Genomic DNA, 14734 nt, shown 5'->3' on the forward strand with positions numbered 1-14734 from the left:
GGGCGCCTGAGCGCCCTGCGTTGCATGTTGTCTTACGGTTGAGCCCAGCGTATGAGGCCCAGCGAGTGGGGGTCCAGAAGGTGCGGGTGTGCAGGCACCGCCCTTACCGTGTAGCCGAACCTTCCGGCTTCCGGCGGAGTAGCTTCGCCTCTGTACCGTACCCAGCCGTCCTGTACGTTCTGTACATCCGGGACGGGGGTCATGGGAGCAATTTCACGCGAAGCGAAGCTGCCGTCCTGCTTGATCGGGCCGAAATACGATTCCACAAGAATGTGCTCCGGCGGCAGGCCGTTGAGGTGGATGTCCGCTTCAATGACAAGTTTCTCGTTCACATAGAGATTGGGGGCGTCCACAGTCTGAACGTTGCGGATTTCAACGGAGCTCCACTTGGTCATCATGTCCATGCGCCACGCTGCCAGTTCCCGCGCCGCGGCAAAGCCGTTTTCGCTCAGGCGCAGATAGTTTTCGTAGGCGGGCACATAGGTCTGGTGTACGTAGTTCGTCACCATGCGGTGCGAGTTGAAGGCCGGTCCCAGTTCCACGAATGCCTGCTTCATGCGGCGTATCCATGCGCGGGGCAGGGCGCCGTGACCCCGATCGTAAAATTCGGGAATGATCTCGTTTTCCAGTACATTGTAGAGGGTCTGGATTTCCACGAAATCCTGATAGTCAGGGTCGCTGTATTCCTCGCCTTTGCCGATGGCCCAGCCAAGGCTGTTGTCCGGTTTGTAGGCCTCGTCCCACCAGCCGTCCAGCGTGCTGAACTGCAGAACGCCGTTGAGCATGGCCTTCATGCCGCTCGTTCCGCAGGCTTCCAGCGGGCGGCGCGGGTTGTTGAGCCATACGTCACAGCCGGAAATCATGTGCTGGGCCACTTCCATATCATAGTCCTCTATGAAGACCATGTTGAAACGGCATTCCTGCGAGCGGCACAGCGTGATGAGGTCCTTGATGAGCTGTTTGCCGCCGTTGTCGGCGGGGTGCGCCTTGCCCGCAAAGATGAACTGGATGGGGCGCTTTTTGTCGGCTATGAGCCGCAGCAGCTTCTCCTGTTCCTTGAGCAGCAGATTCGCACGTTTGTATGTGGCAAAACGTCGGGCAAAGCCGATGGTAAGCGCTTCAGGGTTCAGCACCTCGTCCGCATGCTGCAGTTCCTTGCGGCGTGCTCCCTGCGCTTCGAGCTGTTTACGCAGGCGCATGCGGGCAAAGTCTATGAGCCGGGCGCGAAGGCGTTCATGCGTACGCCAGAGTTCCGCGTCGGGAATGTTCATGGCCTGACCCCACGTGCGTGAACAATCCGGATCTTCCCGCCAGTTGGGACCGAGATAGCGGTCGTTGAGCTGGCCTATGTCTTCGGCAACCCATGTGGGGGCGTGCACGCCGTTGGTCACCGCGCCGATGGGCACGTCTTCCACGGGATATTGCGTCCATACCTGCTTCCACATGTTGCGCGAGACGTATCCGTGCAGTTTGGAAACCCCGTTGGAGAAGCGGGAAAGCTTGAGTGCCAGCACGGTCATGCAGAAATCTTCGTTGTCGTTAAAGGGGTTTTCGCGGCCAAGGGCCATGAATACCTTGAAGGCAAGGCCGATTTCCCGCGCGTATCCTTCAAAATAGCGGCGCATCATTTCCATGGGAAAACGGTCGTTGCCGGCCGGAACAGGGGTGTGGGTGGTGAATATGGAGCTCGATGCCGCCACTTCCTGCGCCGCCTCGAAGGAAAGTCCCTGCTGCATGAAGCTGCGTAGCCGCTGGAGTCCGGCAAAGGCCGAGTGCCCTTCGTTCATGTGAATGACCTTGGGGAACAGGCCGAGCACTTCAAGCGCGCGCATGCCGCCGATGCCGAGAAGAATTTCCTGCTGGATGCGCATTTCAAGGTCACCGCCGTACAGGCGGGAGGTGAGTGCCTTGAACTCCGGCGGGTTGTGGGCCGTGTTGGTATCCAGAAGATACAGGGTGATGCGGCCTATCTGCGCCTTCCATATCTGCACTTCAAGGGGGCGTCCGCCCACGTCGAGCATGAAGCAGGCCGGCTGCCCTTCCGGTGTGAGGGCGCGCTGAATGGGCATCTGTTCGAAATCATAATCCGGATAACGTTCCTGCTGCCAGCCGTCGGGGGTGAGATACTGCCTGAAGTAGCCCTGCTTGTAGGCAAGCCCCACACCCACGAGGGGTATGTTCAGGTCGCTTGCGGATTTGAGATGGTCGCCCGCAAGAATGCCGAGACCGCCGGAGTAGATGGGCAGGCATGAGGATATGCCGAATTCGAAGCTGAAATACACAAGCGCCGGATTAACCTGAGAGGCTTCCTTGAACATCGGGGAAGACGGGCGGGAGAGATAGTTCCTTGCCTTTTGCACAGCCTCATTCAGGCGCTGGATGTAAAAGTCGTCGCGCGCGAGTTCACGCAGAGTGCCCTGCGAAAGCTTGTTCAGAAAACGGACAGGGTTTTTTTCCGTTTCGCGCCACAGGGTCTGGTCAATGTGGGCGAACAGGCTTTCGATTTCGCCGTTCCATGAAAACCACAGGTTATACGCGAGTTCCCAGAGTCCGTGCAGGTTTTCCGGCAGACGGGGAATGACACTGAAGACTTTGAGCGGTTGCATTCGCTACCCTCCGTATTGGCTGGCGAAGATGAATTGTCATAGGGCCGTTCCGCCATGGGCGGCGCGGTATCGGCTCGCGGAATAATAACGCGTCCTTCTGTTCTATCAATGAGAAATTTTGCTTGCATCGGCAACCTGCGGCAATCCTGTGACATCTCTTTACTTGCACATCTGTCTGGCATATCAAGGTGCGACCGTCCGTTCCGTTTTTTCCGGAGCGCGGGGAGAGCAGGAGCCTGCCTCTGTCAGGGACAGGGCTGGTTATGTAATGATAAATGTTACACAGGAGAAAGGTAGTGACAAGCGAAACTTGCAGACATGCCGCGCCGCCCCGAATCGGGGTCCGGGTGCGTTTCCTCAGGGATGCGCAGGGCGTGTATGCCGGTGAAGGCGAAGGCTCCGCAGAAAGCGGATTGGCCTACGCCACGCCGTGGTCGGCCGGTTTGGACTTGCGCGCCTGTTTCGATGAGGAGACCATCACGATCCCGCCCGGAGGACGACACGCCATTCCCGTGGGTGTCGCCATTGAGCCTGCTGTGCTCAATGTTGCGGGATTCGTGTACTCGCGAAGCGGCCTCGGCACGAAGCGCGGATTGACCGTGAGTCAGGGAGTCGGCGTTATCGACCCCGACTATCGCGGTGAAATCATCGTTTCGTTGCTGAACACATCCGGCGAAGAGCGCACTGTCACCCGCGGGGAGCGTATAGCGCAACTCGTGTTCCAGCCTTTCTATCAGGCGGAGATAACGGTGGCGGATGAGCTCGGCGATACCCAGCGCGGTGCCGGAGGTTTCGGGCATACCGGAACCATGTAACCGCTTGCGGCAGCGTTATTTCCCTGACGGATTCCGGCAGGGGGCTGTGCGCGGCGGAGAGGTTCACCTTTCCAAAACCGATTTGTTACCCGATTTACGTAAAGCGTAACGGCCAGCAGGATATTTATCATGAGTGATACTTTTGACGCCCTCAAGAAACGTGAAGAAGCGTTGTTGTGCCGCACATACGGGCGTTATCCCCTTGCAGTAAAGTCTGCCCTCGGGGCCCGTCTGTACGATTTTGACGGCCGGGAATATATTGACCTGCTTGCCGGCATAGCCGTGACCAACGTGGGGCACTGCCGTTCCGAACTGGCTGATGTGGTCGCAGAACAGGCACGCAAGCTGGTGCATGTGAGCAACCTCTTCTATCAGGAAGAGCAGCTCGTGCTTGCCGAAAAACTGCTTGCCACCAACCACTTTACCAAGGTGTTCTTCTGCAACTCCGGTGCAGAGGCCAACGAAGCCGCCATAAAGATCGCCCGCCGTTACGCGCAGCGCGTGAAGGGCCGCGATGCTGGCGAGATAATCACTTTTACCGGCGCTTTCCACGGCCGTACTCTGGCCACTGTGGCTGCCACAGGGCAGGCCAAGTTCCAGGACGGTTTCGCGCCCATTCCCACCGGATTCCGTCAGGTGGAATGGGGTAATCTGGAGGCACTGGCAGAAGCCATGGGGCCCCAGACCGCCGGTGTGCTTGTCGAGATTGTGCAGGGTGAAGGCGGCGTGCGCCCCATGACTGCCGAATTTGCCAAGGGCATTCAGAAGCTCTGCCGCGAACGCGGTGTGCTGTTCATGGTGGACGAGATTCAGACCGGCCTTTGCCGTACCGGCAAGTTCTGGGCTTTCCAGAATTACGGGCTGGAGCCGGATGTGGCCACCTCTGCCAAGGCGCTTGCCAACGGTCTGCCCATGGGGGCCATGATGACTACGGACGAAGTCGCACGCGGCTTTGAACCCGGCAGTCATGCCACCACGTTCGGTGCCGGTGCCACCATGTCTGCCGTTGCCGCCAAGGTTATCGACATCATGCGTGACGAAAAGCTCGACGAGCGTGCCGCCGAACTGGGCGAATACGCCATGGGACTGTTCAGGAGCATCGGCGAACGCCACCCCGGCACCATCGCCGAAGTACGCGGCATGGGGCTGATGATAGGCGTGGTACTGGCCTTCCCCGGTCAGGAGATCTGGAAGGCACTGATGGCAAAAGGCTTTGTGCTCAACCTCACGCAGGAGCGGGTGCTGCGCCTTGTGCCGCCGCTGGTCATTGCCAGAGAAGATATCGACGCCTTTGCCGCAGCTCTTGAAGAACTGCTCGCGGCTCACACGGTTTAGAAAGGCCGGATATGGAAATATGAAGGGCGCCCCCACGGGCGCCCTTTTTTATGGCCGGTGCACCATTATTCTGTTCGTTGCCTTTCTTTACGCAGGCCTTTTGCGCGCAATTCATCCATATGCAGACCTTCTGCACGCAGTTCATCCGTACGCAGTTCACTTATGCATACTCTGCAGAGGATGTGATTTTTTATAGTCCAACTCTGTTCAAGAGTTATGTTTTGCCGTAACAATGATTATTGTAAGAGTGCGCCTCATGCTCGATCAAGGAGGGGAGACCATGAACGACATGACATCCATGGGCGGTATTACAGACCGCCAGACCTTCGGTGCCGCAGTGGTAACAAAGACACTGGACACCATGAACAACACAGGCTCCGGCCCTGCCGCTTTTGACAAGCAGACCTTTGGTGCTGCTGTGGTGAGCAAGACGCTGGACTACATGAACGCCGGGGAAACCGGCAGGCACAGAGCGCAGTCCGGCATGGAGCAGACCTACCAGTTCGGCAAGGATGTGCTCAGTGCCGCGTATACAGGAAAGGGAACCGTCATAGATTCCTACACCTAGGAGTGCTGTGCCATGCTCCGGAAAAAGGAGTGTTCCCTGCTGCGTAGTTGCAGCTGGAAACACTCTCTTTTCGTATTTTGTCAAATTTCGGTTTCAAGTTGCAGAAAACACGCATCGGAATGGCATCATTCTGAAGAATTCAATTTATCTGCATTTTTTTGAATGTTCACTCAGTCTAAGGCTTGCGGTGTATTTGTCTTGCTGCCAACCTTTTTAAGCGCACCGTTAGATTCAGCGTTTGTTTCAATAAAACTTTGAAAGAAAAGGTTTTTGACATTTGTGTAAAATGTTTGTCTTGACAGCCCCGCCTGCCCTTGTCTACAAAAACGCTCAAACTCCACTGATTTGTCACCGGAAAATGATGATTTCGGCTGTTCTATGAGCGGCTGTTGTCATCAAACGAAAACTGTGCGGAGTTGCACAGACTCTTTTCGTTGCAACAGTTCCGGGTTCATGCATCCGTCTTCCGTATTTTGCGGCAGGACACCTGATTAGAGGAATCCATAGGTAGCTTTGTCATGGCGATGATCGAGATTAAGGATATTCACAAGTGGTACGGCGATTTTCACGTTCTCAAAAATGTAAGCCAGAGCGTGGAGATGGGCGAGGTGCTGGTCATCTGCGGTCCCTCCGGTTCGGGCAAATCCACCTTCATCCGCTGTATCAACCGTCTTGAAGAGATCCAGAAGGGCGAAATTTTTCTTGAAGGGAAAAACATCCATGACAAGGATGTAAATGTGAATGAACTGCGCACGGAAGTGGGCATGGTTTTTCAGCAGTTCAATCTGTATCCGCACCTCTCCGTTCTGGACAACGTAACCCTTGCTCCTACCAAGGTCCGTAAAATGCCCAAGAGTCAGGCAGAAAGCATCGCCATGCAGCTGCTTGAGCGCGTGGGCATTCACGATCAGGCCAAGAAATACCCCGTGGAACTTTCCGGCGGCCAGCAGCAGCGAGTGGCCATTGCACGCGCGCTGGCCATGAAGCCCAAGGTGATGCTCTTTGACGAGCCGACCTCGGCCCTTGACCCCGAAATGATCAACGAAGTGCTCAACGCCATGAAGGATCTTGCCCGTGACGGCATGACTATGCTCTGCGTGACCCATGAAATGGGCTTTGCACGTGAAGTGGCAGACAGGGTCATCTTCATGGATGGAGGCGCGATAGTGGAGGAAGGCACACCCGAGCACTTCTTCACCAATCCCCAGCACGAACGTACAAAGGCTTTCCTCAAGGAAATTCTTTAGGATACTGGCATGGACTGGGCAGTGCATTGTGCACGTCCGTAACAGCTTACTCGTGAGGGAGTTTAGGCATGAAACGTATTGTACTGATCGCAGTGGCTCTTTGTCTGGTTTTTTCCAGCGCAGTTGCCTTCGCCGGCAAGATTGACGAAATCAAGGCTCGCGGCACGCTGATTTGCGGCGTGAAGGACTCCGTTGTTCCCTTCGGCTACGTTGATGAAACTTCCAAGCAGCTGGTCGGTTTCGACGTAGACATCTGCAAGGCCCTTGCCGACAAGCTGGGTGTGGGACTGGATCTGAAGACCGTTACCTCCTCCACCCGTATTCCCATGGTGACCCAGGGCTCCATCGACATCGCCGCTGCTACCATGACCCACAAGCATGAACGCGACGAAGTTATCGACTTTTCCATCACCTACTTCATGGACGGCCAGAAGCTTCTGGTTCCCGCCGATTCCGGCATCAAGTCCGTTGCCGACCTGAAGGGCAAGAAGGTCGCCACTGTTAAGGGTTCCACCTCTGAAAAGAACATTCTGGCTGCCCAGCCCGATTGCAAGGTTCTTTCCTTTGACGAATACCCGCAGGCCATGCTGGCCATGAAGCAGGGCAAGGCCGTTGCCGTGACCACCGACTCCGTTATTCTTGTAGGCCTCAAGGGTTCCGACCCCGAGCCTGCCAAGTGGTCCATCGTGGGTGACGCCATTTCCGCCGAACCTTACGCTCTGGGTATGGCTGAAAACGATTCCGACTTCCGCGATTTCGTGAACAAGTCCCTGAACGACATGTGGCGCTCCGGTGAATACAAGACCGTCTACGACAAGTGGCTCGGTCCCGACACCAAGTACTACATGCCCCTGACCTGGACCATGGAACTGTGGCCCTAGTCCTTGACTAACCGGCGGGGAGTGCGGTTCTCCCGTACTCCCCGTTTTTCATGCTCCCGAGGCTCGTTTTGAATTATCAATTTCAGTGGAATGTCGTTCTGTCCGGTGAGTATCTGGACTGGATCATAAAAGGGTTGGTGGTTACCTGTCAGATTTCGGCGGTATCCCTGTTCTTTGCCCTTGTCATAGGTACAGCTCTGGCTGTCATGCGTCTTACGCGGTTCAAACCCTTTGTGTGGTTTACCGTTGCCTACACGGAATTTTTTCGCAACACGCCGTTGCTGGTACAGATTTTCTTCTGGTATTTCGGCTCGGACGGGCTTCTTCCCCGCCCGCTGCTCGTATGGCTCTATGAGCGGGATTTCGAATTTGCCGCAGGTGTTATCGCGCTTACGGTCTACACATCCGCCTTCATTGCGGAAGAAATACGCTCCGGCATCAACTCCATTCCCAAGAACCAGCTGGAAGCCTCGCGCGCATGCGGCCTCTCCTTTGTGCAGGCCATGCGCTATGTCATTCTGCCGCAGGCTTTCCGTATCATCATTCCGCCGCTGATTTCACAGTCGCTGAACCTTATCAAGAACTCCTCGCTGTGCATGACCATCGGCGTTGCCGAGCTTACCTACATGGCGCGGCAGATCGAATCCTATTCGTTCCGCGGTTTCGAGGCGTTTACCATCAACATGGTGATATACCTCGCAATCTCCTTGCTGGTTTCGCTCGCCATCAACCAGTACAACAAGCACTTCCTGCGCATGGCAGGCTAAGGGGGTACTGGCATGCAATGGAATGTAGTTATCGACAACTTTGATTACCTGCTCTTCGGTGCCTATCCCGAAGGGCCTCTCGGCGGCATTGCCCTGACCATCGTTCTGGCGGTCATTTCCATTTTCGGCGCGTTCTGGGTCGGCCTTGCGGTGGGCCTGATGCGTCTTTCCAAGCGCCGGTGGCTCAGGTATCCCGCAATGGTCTATATCGAGATCGTGCGTGGTGTGCCGCTGCTCATGCTTATTCTGTGGTTCTATTTCATGTTCCCGGTTTTCTTCGGCACGGCGCTGCCGGAATGGGATTCCGTCATAATCTCATTTGTGGTCTTCACATCGGCGTATGTGGCAGAAATTGTCCGTGCGGGTGTTCTGGCTCTGCCCAAGGGACAGATGGAAGCCTCGCGCGCCACGGGCCTGACGCATTTTCAGGCCATGTGCTACGTTATTCTGCCGCAGTCGCTGCGGAACATGATTCCTTCGTTCGTCAACCAGTTCGTTTCACTTACCAAAGACACCTCACTGGCGTATGTCATCGGTGTTGTGGAGCTGACCCGCGCGGCAGAGCAGGTGAACAACAGAACCTTGTCGGCGCCCATGGAGATATACCTGACAATTCTTGTGATGTACTTTATCATCTGTTATGTGCTCACCTCGTTCAGCCGCAGGCTGGAGCGCAAGATGGCACGTTACCAAGCACGAGGATAAAGATATCATGGAACATCTGATCAAGCTGGACATTACCGTTCCCGAGGAAATGCAGGATCTGGCCACCGTGGCCCTTGTAAGCAAGCTGCAGTATGGCTGGGAGGAAGAAACCCTGCCCACGGGTGACATCCGTTACCGTGTGTATGTGGAGAATCCCGCATTCTGCGAAGAGTTTCTCGCCGAACTCAGAACGTTTGTGCCGGATGCTCAGGTGGAACGCGACGAGGTGGAAAACCAGAACTGGGCCATGGCATGGCGCGAGTTCTTTACCCCGGTCAAGGTCGGCAACCTGTTCATGGTCATTGCGCCGTGGATGACCGAAATGGACCTTGAAGGTCGCATTCCCATCGTCATTGAGCCAAAGAGCGCTTTCGGTACGGGCCATCATCCCACCACCGCACTATGTCTTGGCTGTGTTTCCAAGCTGGCGGAAGAAGGGCGTATCCGTGAAGGCATGAATTTCTTCGATATCGGCACCGGTTCCGGCATTCTCGGCATCGGCTGCGCCAAGCTGGGACTCAAGGGGCTCGGCGTGGATATCGACACGCTGGCTGTTGAGAACAGCGAGGAAAACCGCGAGATCAACGGCGTGACCCCGTTGTTTGATGTTGCCAAGGGCAGCGCCGACTATACGGATGATACCTTTGACGTGGTGCTTGCAAACATTCTTGCCCAGCCCCTCAAGGACCTCGCCTCCGACATTATCGCCCGTGTTGCTGCCGGTGGCTGCCTTGTGCTTTCCGGCTTGCTCGCCACGCAGGCGGACAGTGTGGAGGAAGTGTATGTGGCGCAGGGGCTGCCCGCCGCCCGCCGCGAGATCGAGGGCGAATGGGCCGCGCTCATTTGGGAACGCCTTTAGTTTTTGTTGCGGTTTCTATTGGTTGGAGCATTGTCAGGCGCTGGTTTTACCGGCGCCTTTTTCATGGTCCCGACCAAGAAGACCAAGAAGACCAAGAAGACTAAGGGGGGGGGGCGTGCTGCTTCGCGTTGTCAGGCATTCGTTGACAAGAAGGGGAGTTGGTTCAACACTGCCGCCATATCTCCTTTGCCGCAGGCATGGTTTGCAGATGCTGCCAGCAGTGCTGTATGGCCCTTATTTCCAAACCTTTCACGGGAACACAGGATGGAACAACACAAGCAGATTCTATGTGCGTTGCAGGCTGATCTCAGTCTGTGCTGCGCTGAAACTGAGGCTCTGGAGGAGCTTGCGGGCAAGGCCGGACGATTGTGTTTTGATAAGGGTGAATATGTTTTCAGGGCCGGAGATGCGACCACACACTTTTATCTGGTGGAAAGCGGGCTGGTCATCCTTTCCAAGGAATCGTCCTCCGGCAAGGCGTTTACCTACATGGTGGCAACACCGGGAATTCCCCTTAACGCCATTACGTGTTTTCGTCCCAGCCCGCGCATATTCTCCGCACTGGTGGCGGTAAAAGCTTCGGTCATTGCCATTCCGGCCGGAGAATTTCGCCAGTGGGTGCTGGCCAATCCTCCCGTTGCCAACAACATTCTGAGTACCATGGGCGACCTGCTTGACGGAGCCTACACCCGTATACTTGATCTGGTAGACGAGAGTGTGGAAACCCGCATTCTGAATGTGCTCAGCATGCTTTCTTCCCGTCTGGGCGTTGAGTTGCCGCTGACCAATACGGATCTTGCCGAAATGGTGGGCACCTCGCGGGAGTCTGCAGCACGGGTCATATCCCGGCTGCAGCAGATCGGAGTTCTTTCAAAGCTCAGGGGCAGCATCTCCATAGTCGATGTCAAACAGCTTGAGTCAATGGCTCCCGGTCCCTTCTTCATGATTTAGGCTTTTTCGTGCAACAGTGATTGCTGTCACTGACACCCCGCGCACGGTGGGGTAGTGGTGTCTCTGCGGTTTCTGTTGGTGGCGATCGCGCAAAATCTTGAGGAACTTCCCGTGACGAAAGGATATTTTGTTACCTTTTTTACACAGCAGAGCAGAGTGCATGAAGGCATGCCCCTGGCCGAGTGGATTATCAGCGAGGCCAAGAAGATTGGGGTGCGGGGCGCGACTCTGTTTTCAGGCAGGGAAGGATTCGGGCATGATGGCCGATTCCATTCCGGAAACTATTTCGACCTCGAAGACACGCCCCAGCTGGTCACCATGGCGCTGACTGTTGAGGAGTGCGACCAGCTTATGGCTACTCTGAAATCTTCCGACCAGCGGGTGTTTTATACACGATCAGAGGCGGAGTTCGGTTTTACCTGCGGCGATTGAGCTGGTAGCGGGACTCCGGTGATGTCCGCAGAGGCTGGTCTGCTTCGTATGCGTGCGGTCAACGTGTGATCCGTTTACGGTCTGCCACTGCGATCAGGCTGCGATTTCGCCCTGCAATTCGTACGCAGCCAGCCCTCCCCGTCATCTCTCTTTTACCCTTCCTGAATGTGCGAAGCAGATGGGCGTGCCTTGCACCCTTTGTCTGTTCTGCTGTTTCCGGCAAATACGGCATCGTCCGTTTCATACAAGGAATCAAAAGTGATAGGTCCATATGTCAATGGGGCTGCAGTGCTTGCTGGCAGTGTGGCCGGGGCTCTTATCGGCCCCAGAATTAATGCCAATATCAGAACCAACATGCCTCTGGTCTTCGGGTGTGCGGCCATGGGGCTTGGTGTTGCGATGGTGGTCAAGGTGAAGCTGCTAGCGCCGGTCATGCTGGCGCTTGTGGTCGGTTCTCTGCTGGGCGAACTGATCCATCTGGAAACACTCATCCAGAAAACAGCAGCCAAAAGCCGCATTGTCATCGAAAAGCTGACCAAGCCCGCAGTGGGCATAAGTCAGGAAGAATATCTGGATAAATTCGTCGCGCTCATGGTGCTCTTCTGCATGAGCGGAACCGGCATTTACGGCTCCATGACAGAAGGCATGACCGGCGATCCGACCCTGCTGATCGTCAAGGCCATCCTCGACCTGTTTACCGCTCCCATATTTGCTTCAACCATGGGGCTGAGCGTGGCCATGCTGGTTATTCCTCAATTCATGATTCAGGCGATGCTTTTTTTGGGGGCTTCGCTGATCATGCCGCTCATGACTCCCGACATGCTGGCGGATTTTTCATCGTGCGGCGGACTCATCATGCTTGCCACGGGCCTGAGAATCTGCGGCATAAAGCAGTTTCCAGTGGCCAACATGATACCGGCGCTGGTGCTTGTCATGCCTTTTTCGGCGTTGTGGGCAATGTACTGGGGCTAGCCTGTCCGGCAATAACGAGCTGCGCGATGCATGTTATATCAAGAGGGTATCCGTTTTCAGGATACCCTCTTTTTTTCTGCGGCAGAGGGAGGTGCACCGCCTTCTGAAAGGCCGTTGCTGTGCTTGAATGACCGGAAAACGTTTCCTCTGCGGTGCAGGGGGTGTATGGCATGTGCCTGCTTGTCACAAGCTGCGCGAAACTGAAAATAAGTGTGGTGTCGCCATTAATTTTTGAGTTGAATGAATAACCAGTATTTACGGTATGTTGCAAGGCGTTCTGTGCTGTGAATGATAAAGTATTGTCCTGAATTTATTGCTTAATATAATTTTCACAAGGCGATTGACAGAATCTTCCAACTGGTAAATAAGATGCAAACAACAGTTTGAGCATGCAAACAATTGTTGGCGCATGGCTCAGGAAGCACAAACCAACGGATGAGGAATTGAACAATGATGACGCTATCTCCGCAGGAATATGTGGAAGCGTTCTTCGGTGAGGGCTGCGTTGAAAACGCAGCGGGTGGAGACTGTCAACCTGCCGGAGCACGTAAGACCATGGCCCTTCAGGCCGCACTGGATAACTACCGTTACGAAAAGGAAATGTACTGGAAGAAGTCAGTATGCTTCTGGACCTTCATAGCCTTTTCCTTTTCCGGCCTTATCGTAACCAACGCCACCATGCAGAATCCTTCCTTCCATCAGTTCATTGTCTGCTGCATCGGTGCCGTTATCTCTTTCGCCTGGGTGGCCATTACCCAGGGCAGCAAATACAATCAGCAGAAGTGGTGCCGCATTGTGCACACCCTTGAAGACGGCGCCTTCGGCCCGCTTTTCAAGACGCACACCATGGTGAAGCGCACCGACAGCGGCGTAAACCGGCTCTATCATCCTTCCAAGGGTGTTGTGACCGACCCCGCATCCTCCTCCTACGAGCTGCGCCCGTTCTGCGTTTCCAAGATCAACGACTATCTTTCCTTCTACGTGGCGTGGACATGGGTGTTCCTTGCCGTGCGGTATTTCGTGAAAACCGCGCCCGAGCTCGTTTCCACCTTCATGCCCGTTTTCACCGATCCTGCAATGGAACAGAGCTTCGTCTCCTTCTCCTTCCTGGCGTTTTCCGCCTACTTCCTCATGATGATGTTCTTCCGCTGCCGGACCAACCCGAATGAAGTGAACTGCTCGGACGAGAGCTTCTTTCAGGTTGCCAAGTTCAGCCGGTAATGATTCGGAGGCATCGGTGATGCTTCGTTGGCAGCGATTTCCGGTATAGTCAGGCACGCTGTCGGTTAAGGCATTATCCCTGCGAAAGATATCTGCCAGCCTGTCCGTGCCGGACATCACCGCATCCGAATTCGTATACGCCCCCGGAAACCGACCCTTCCGGGGGCTCTTTTGTTGTCCGTGCACAGGTGCAGCTGCTACGTCCCGTATATAATGATGTAAGGTTCGAATTGACGCAGGGGCGCTAAGTCAGTATCGCTGGCATCACAACTTTCATGGAGTGACACGTGCATTCAGCCCCCCCGGTTTCCTCTGCGGAGGTTTCTCTTATCGATATCAATCCTGCGGACGTGCGCAGGATTCTTGTGTGCCAGCTGCGCCAGATCGGCGACGTGCTGCTGGCCACCGCCTCACTTGCCCTGCTCAAACGCCGTTTTCCCCGTGCCGAAATTCATGTGCTGACGGAAAAGAAATGCCTGCCCATGCTGGAAAACAATCCGGACGTGAGCAAGGTGTGGGCCATAGACAAGAAGCAGCTTACCAACCTGCTCAAGGAAATGGCTTTTTACTGGACCGTGGCCCGGCAGGGCTATGACATAGTGATCGATTTTCAGCAGCTGCCCCGTTGCCGCTGGGTTGTGGGGCTTTCTGCCGCGCCGGTGCGTTTGAGCTATACGCCTGAATGGTACAATCGCTGGCTGTTTACCCATACCGTGACGCCGCTGGATGGCTACTCCGCCATGGCAAAAGCCAGCGTGCTGCGGCCGCTTGGCATTGAATGGAACGGTGAACGCCCCCGTCTGTACCTTACCGAAGCGGAAAAGGATTTTGCTGCAGGGTATCTGGCCCGTTACGGCGTGACAGCGGAACACCGGCTCATAACCGTGGACCCGACCCACAGGCGTGCCACCCGCCGCTGGCCTGCCCGCCATTACGGTGAGCTGATTGCCAAAGCTGTGGAAGCGCAGCCTGATCTTCGTTTTCTGGTGCTGTATGGTCCGGGAGAGCTGGAAGAGGCAAAGGCCGTGCTGGACGCCTGCCCGTGCCCCGAGGCTGTCATTCTGCCCGACGAGATAATATCCCTGCGCGAAATGGCCGCCTGCATCGAGCGCGCCGTGCTGCACATAGGCAACTGTTCTTCGCCGCGCCACATGGCCGTTGCGCTGGGCGTGCCTACCTTCATTGTGCTCGGGGCCACAAGTCCCGCGTGGACCTTTCCTTCGCCGGAACATTCACAGGTGTTTCTGGGCAAGGAATGCCAGCCCTGCAACAAGAACACCTGCGATATTGGCTATGCCTGTCTGGAAGGGCTTTCTCCCGATGTGGTATGGCAGGCCATGCAGGCGCATATGAACGAATGCGGGCTGTAACCCGC

14 protein-coding genes are annotated in these 14734 nt (G+C 55.6%); 13 read left to right on the top strand and 1 reads right to left on the bottom strand.

Annotated elements, in window-relative coordinates:
• Positions 1-32: 32 nt before the first annotated feature.
• Positions 33-2606: an alpha-glucan family phosphorylase gene (gene glgP / locus HUV30_RS07255; protein ID WP_174404781.1), complete on the bottom strand. Its 2574-nt coding sequence runs from the start codon at positions 2604-2606 to the stop codon at positions 33-35.
• A 296-nt stretch (positions 2607-2902) separates the two neighbouring features.
• On the opposite strand from glgP, the gene dut reads away from it, so the two are divergent.
• The 13 genes from dut (at position 2903) to HUV30_RS07320 (ending at position 14729) form a co-directional block, all read left to right on the top strand.
• Positions 2903-3421 (top strand): dUTP diphosphatase, encoded by a 519-nt coding sequence (gene dut, locus HUV30_RS07260; protein WP_243452105.1) that lies wholly within the window; start codon positions 2903-2905, stop codon positions 3419-3421.
• A 129-nt stretch (positions 3422-3550) separates the two neighbouring features.
• Positions 3551-4756 (top strand): aspartate aminotransferase family protein, encoded by a 1206-nt coding sequence (locus HUV30_RS07265; RefSeq protein WP_174404783.1) that lies wholly within the window; start codon positions 3551-3553, stop codon positions 4754-4756.
• A gap of 280 nt (positions 4757-5036) precedes the next feature.
• Positions 5037-5324 (top strand): hypothetical protein, encoded by a 288-nt coding sequence (locus tag HUV30_RS07270; RefSeq protein ID WP_174404784.1) that lies wholly within the window; start codon positions 5037-5039, stop codon positions 5322-5324.
• A gap of 518 nt (positions 5325-5842) precedes the next feature.
• The gene (locus tag HUV30_RS07275; protein ID WP_269890954.1) at positions 5843-6571 is read left to right on the top strand and encodes an amino acid ABC transporter ATP-binding protein; all 729 of its coding nucleotides are present in this window, start codon (positions 5843-5845) and stop codon (positions 6569-6571) included.
• A 68-nt stretch (positions 6572-6639) separates the two neighbouring features.
• Positions 6640-7452 carry an ABC transporter substrate-binding protein gene (locus HUV30_RS07280; RefSeq protein ID WP_174404785.1) on the top strand — a complete coding sequence of 271 codons (813 nt, stop codon included), beginning with the start codon at positions 6640-6642 and terminating at the stop codon, positions 7450-7452.
• Positions 7453-7520: 68 nt separating this feature from the next.
• On the top strand, positions 7521-8219 hold the full coding sequence (locus HUV30_RS07285; RefSeq protein WP_174404786.1) for an amino acid ABC transporter permease: 699 nt from the start codon (positions 7521-7523) through the stop codon (positions 8217-8219).
• Positions 8220-8231: 12 nt separating this feature from the next.
• Positions 8232-8924, top strand: coding sequence for an amino acid ABC transporter permease (locus HUV30_RS07290; protein ID WP_174404787.1), 693 nt, complete (start codon positions 8232-8234; stop codon positions 8922-8924).
• A 7-nt stretch (positions 8925-8931) separates the two neighbouring features.
• The gene (locus tag HUV30_RS07295) at positions 8932-9783 is read left to right on the top strand and encodes a 50S ribosomal protein L11 methyltransferase (RefSeq protein WP_243452106.1); all 852 of its coding nucleotides are present in this window, start codon (positions 8932-8934) and stop codon (positions 9781-9783) included.
• Positions 9784-9846: 63 nt separating this feature from the next.
• Positions 9847-10734, top strand: a complete 888-nt coding sequence (locus tag HUV30_RS07300; protein ID WP_174404789.1) for a Crp/Fnr family transcriptional regulator — start codon at positions 9847-9849, stop codon at positions 10732-10734.
• Positions 10735-10845: 111 nt separating this feature from the next.
• A complete protein-coding gene (locus HUV30_RS07305; protein WP_243452107.1) occupies positions 10846-11166 on the top strand; it encodes a DUF190 domain-containing protein in 321 nt (106 codons plus the stop codon).
• Positions 11167-11424: 258 nt separating this feature from the next.
• The gene (locus tag HUV30_RS07310; protein WP_205245204.1) at positions 11425-12138 is read left to right on the top strand and encodes a DUF554 domain-containing protein; all 714 of its coding nucleotides are present in this window, start codon (positions 11425-11427) and stop codon (positions 12136-12138) included.
• 450 nt (positions 12139-12588) lie between these two features.
• Positions 12589-13359: a RipA family octameric membrane protein gene (locus HUV30_RS07315; RefSeq protein WP_174404791.1), complete on the top strand. Its 771-nt coding sequence runs from the start codon at positions 12589-12591 to the stop codon at positions 13357-13359.
• Between the two features lie 350 nt (positions 13360-13709).
• Entirely contained in the window at positions 13710-14729 is a 1020-nt protein-coding gene (locus tag HUV30_RS07320; RefSeq protein WP_174406125.1) for a glycosyltransferase family 9 protein, read from the top strand.
• The last annotated feature ends 5 nt before the right edge of the window (positions 14730-14734 follow it).

It is taken from the genome of Desulfovibrio subterraneus (assembly GCF_013340285.1).
GTDB lineage: Bacteria > Desulfobacterota > Desulfovibrionia > Desulfovibrionales > Desulfovibrionaceae > Halodesulfovibrio > Halodesulfovibrio subterraneus.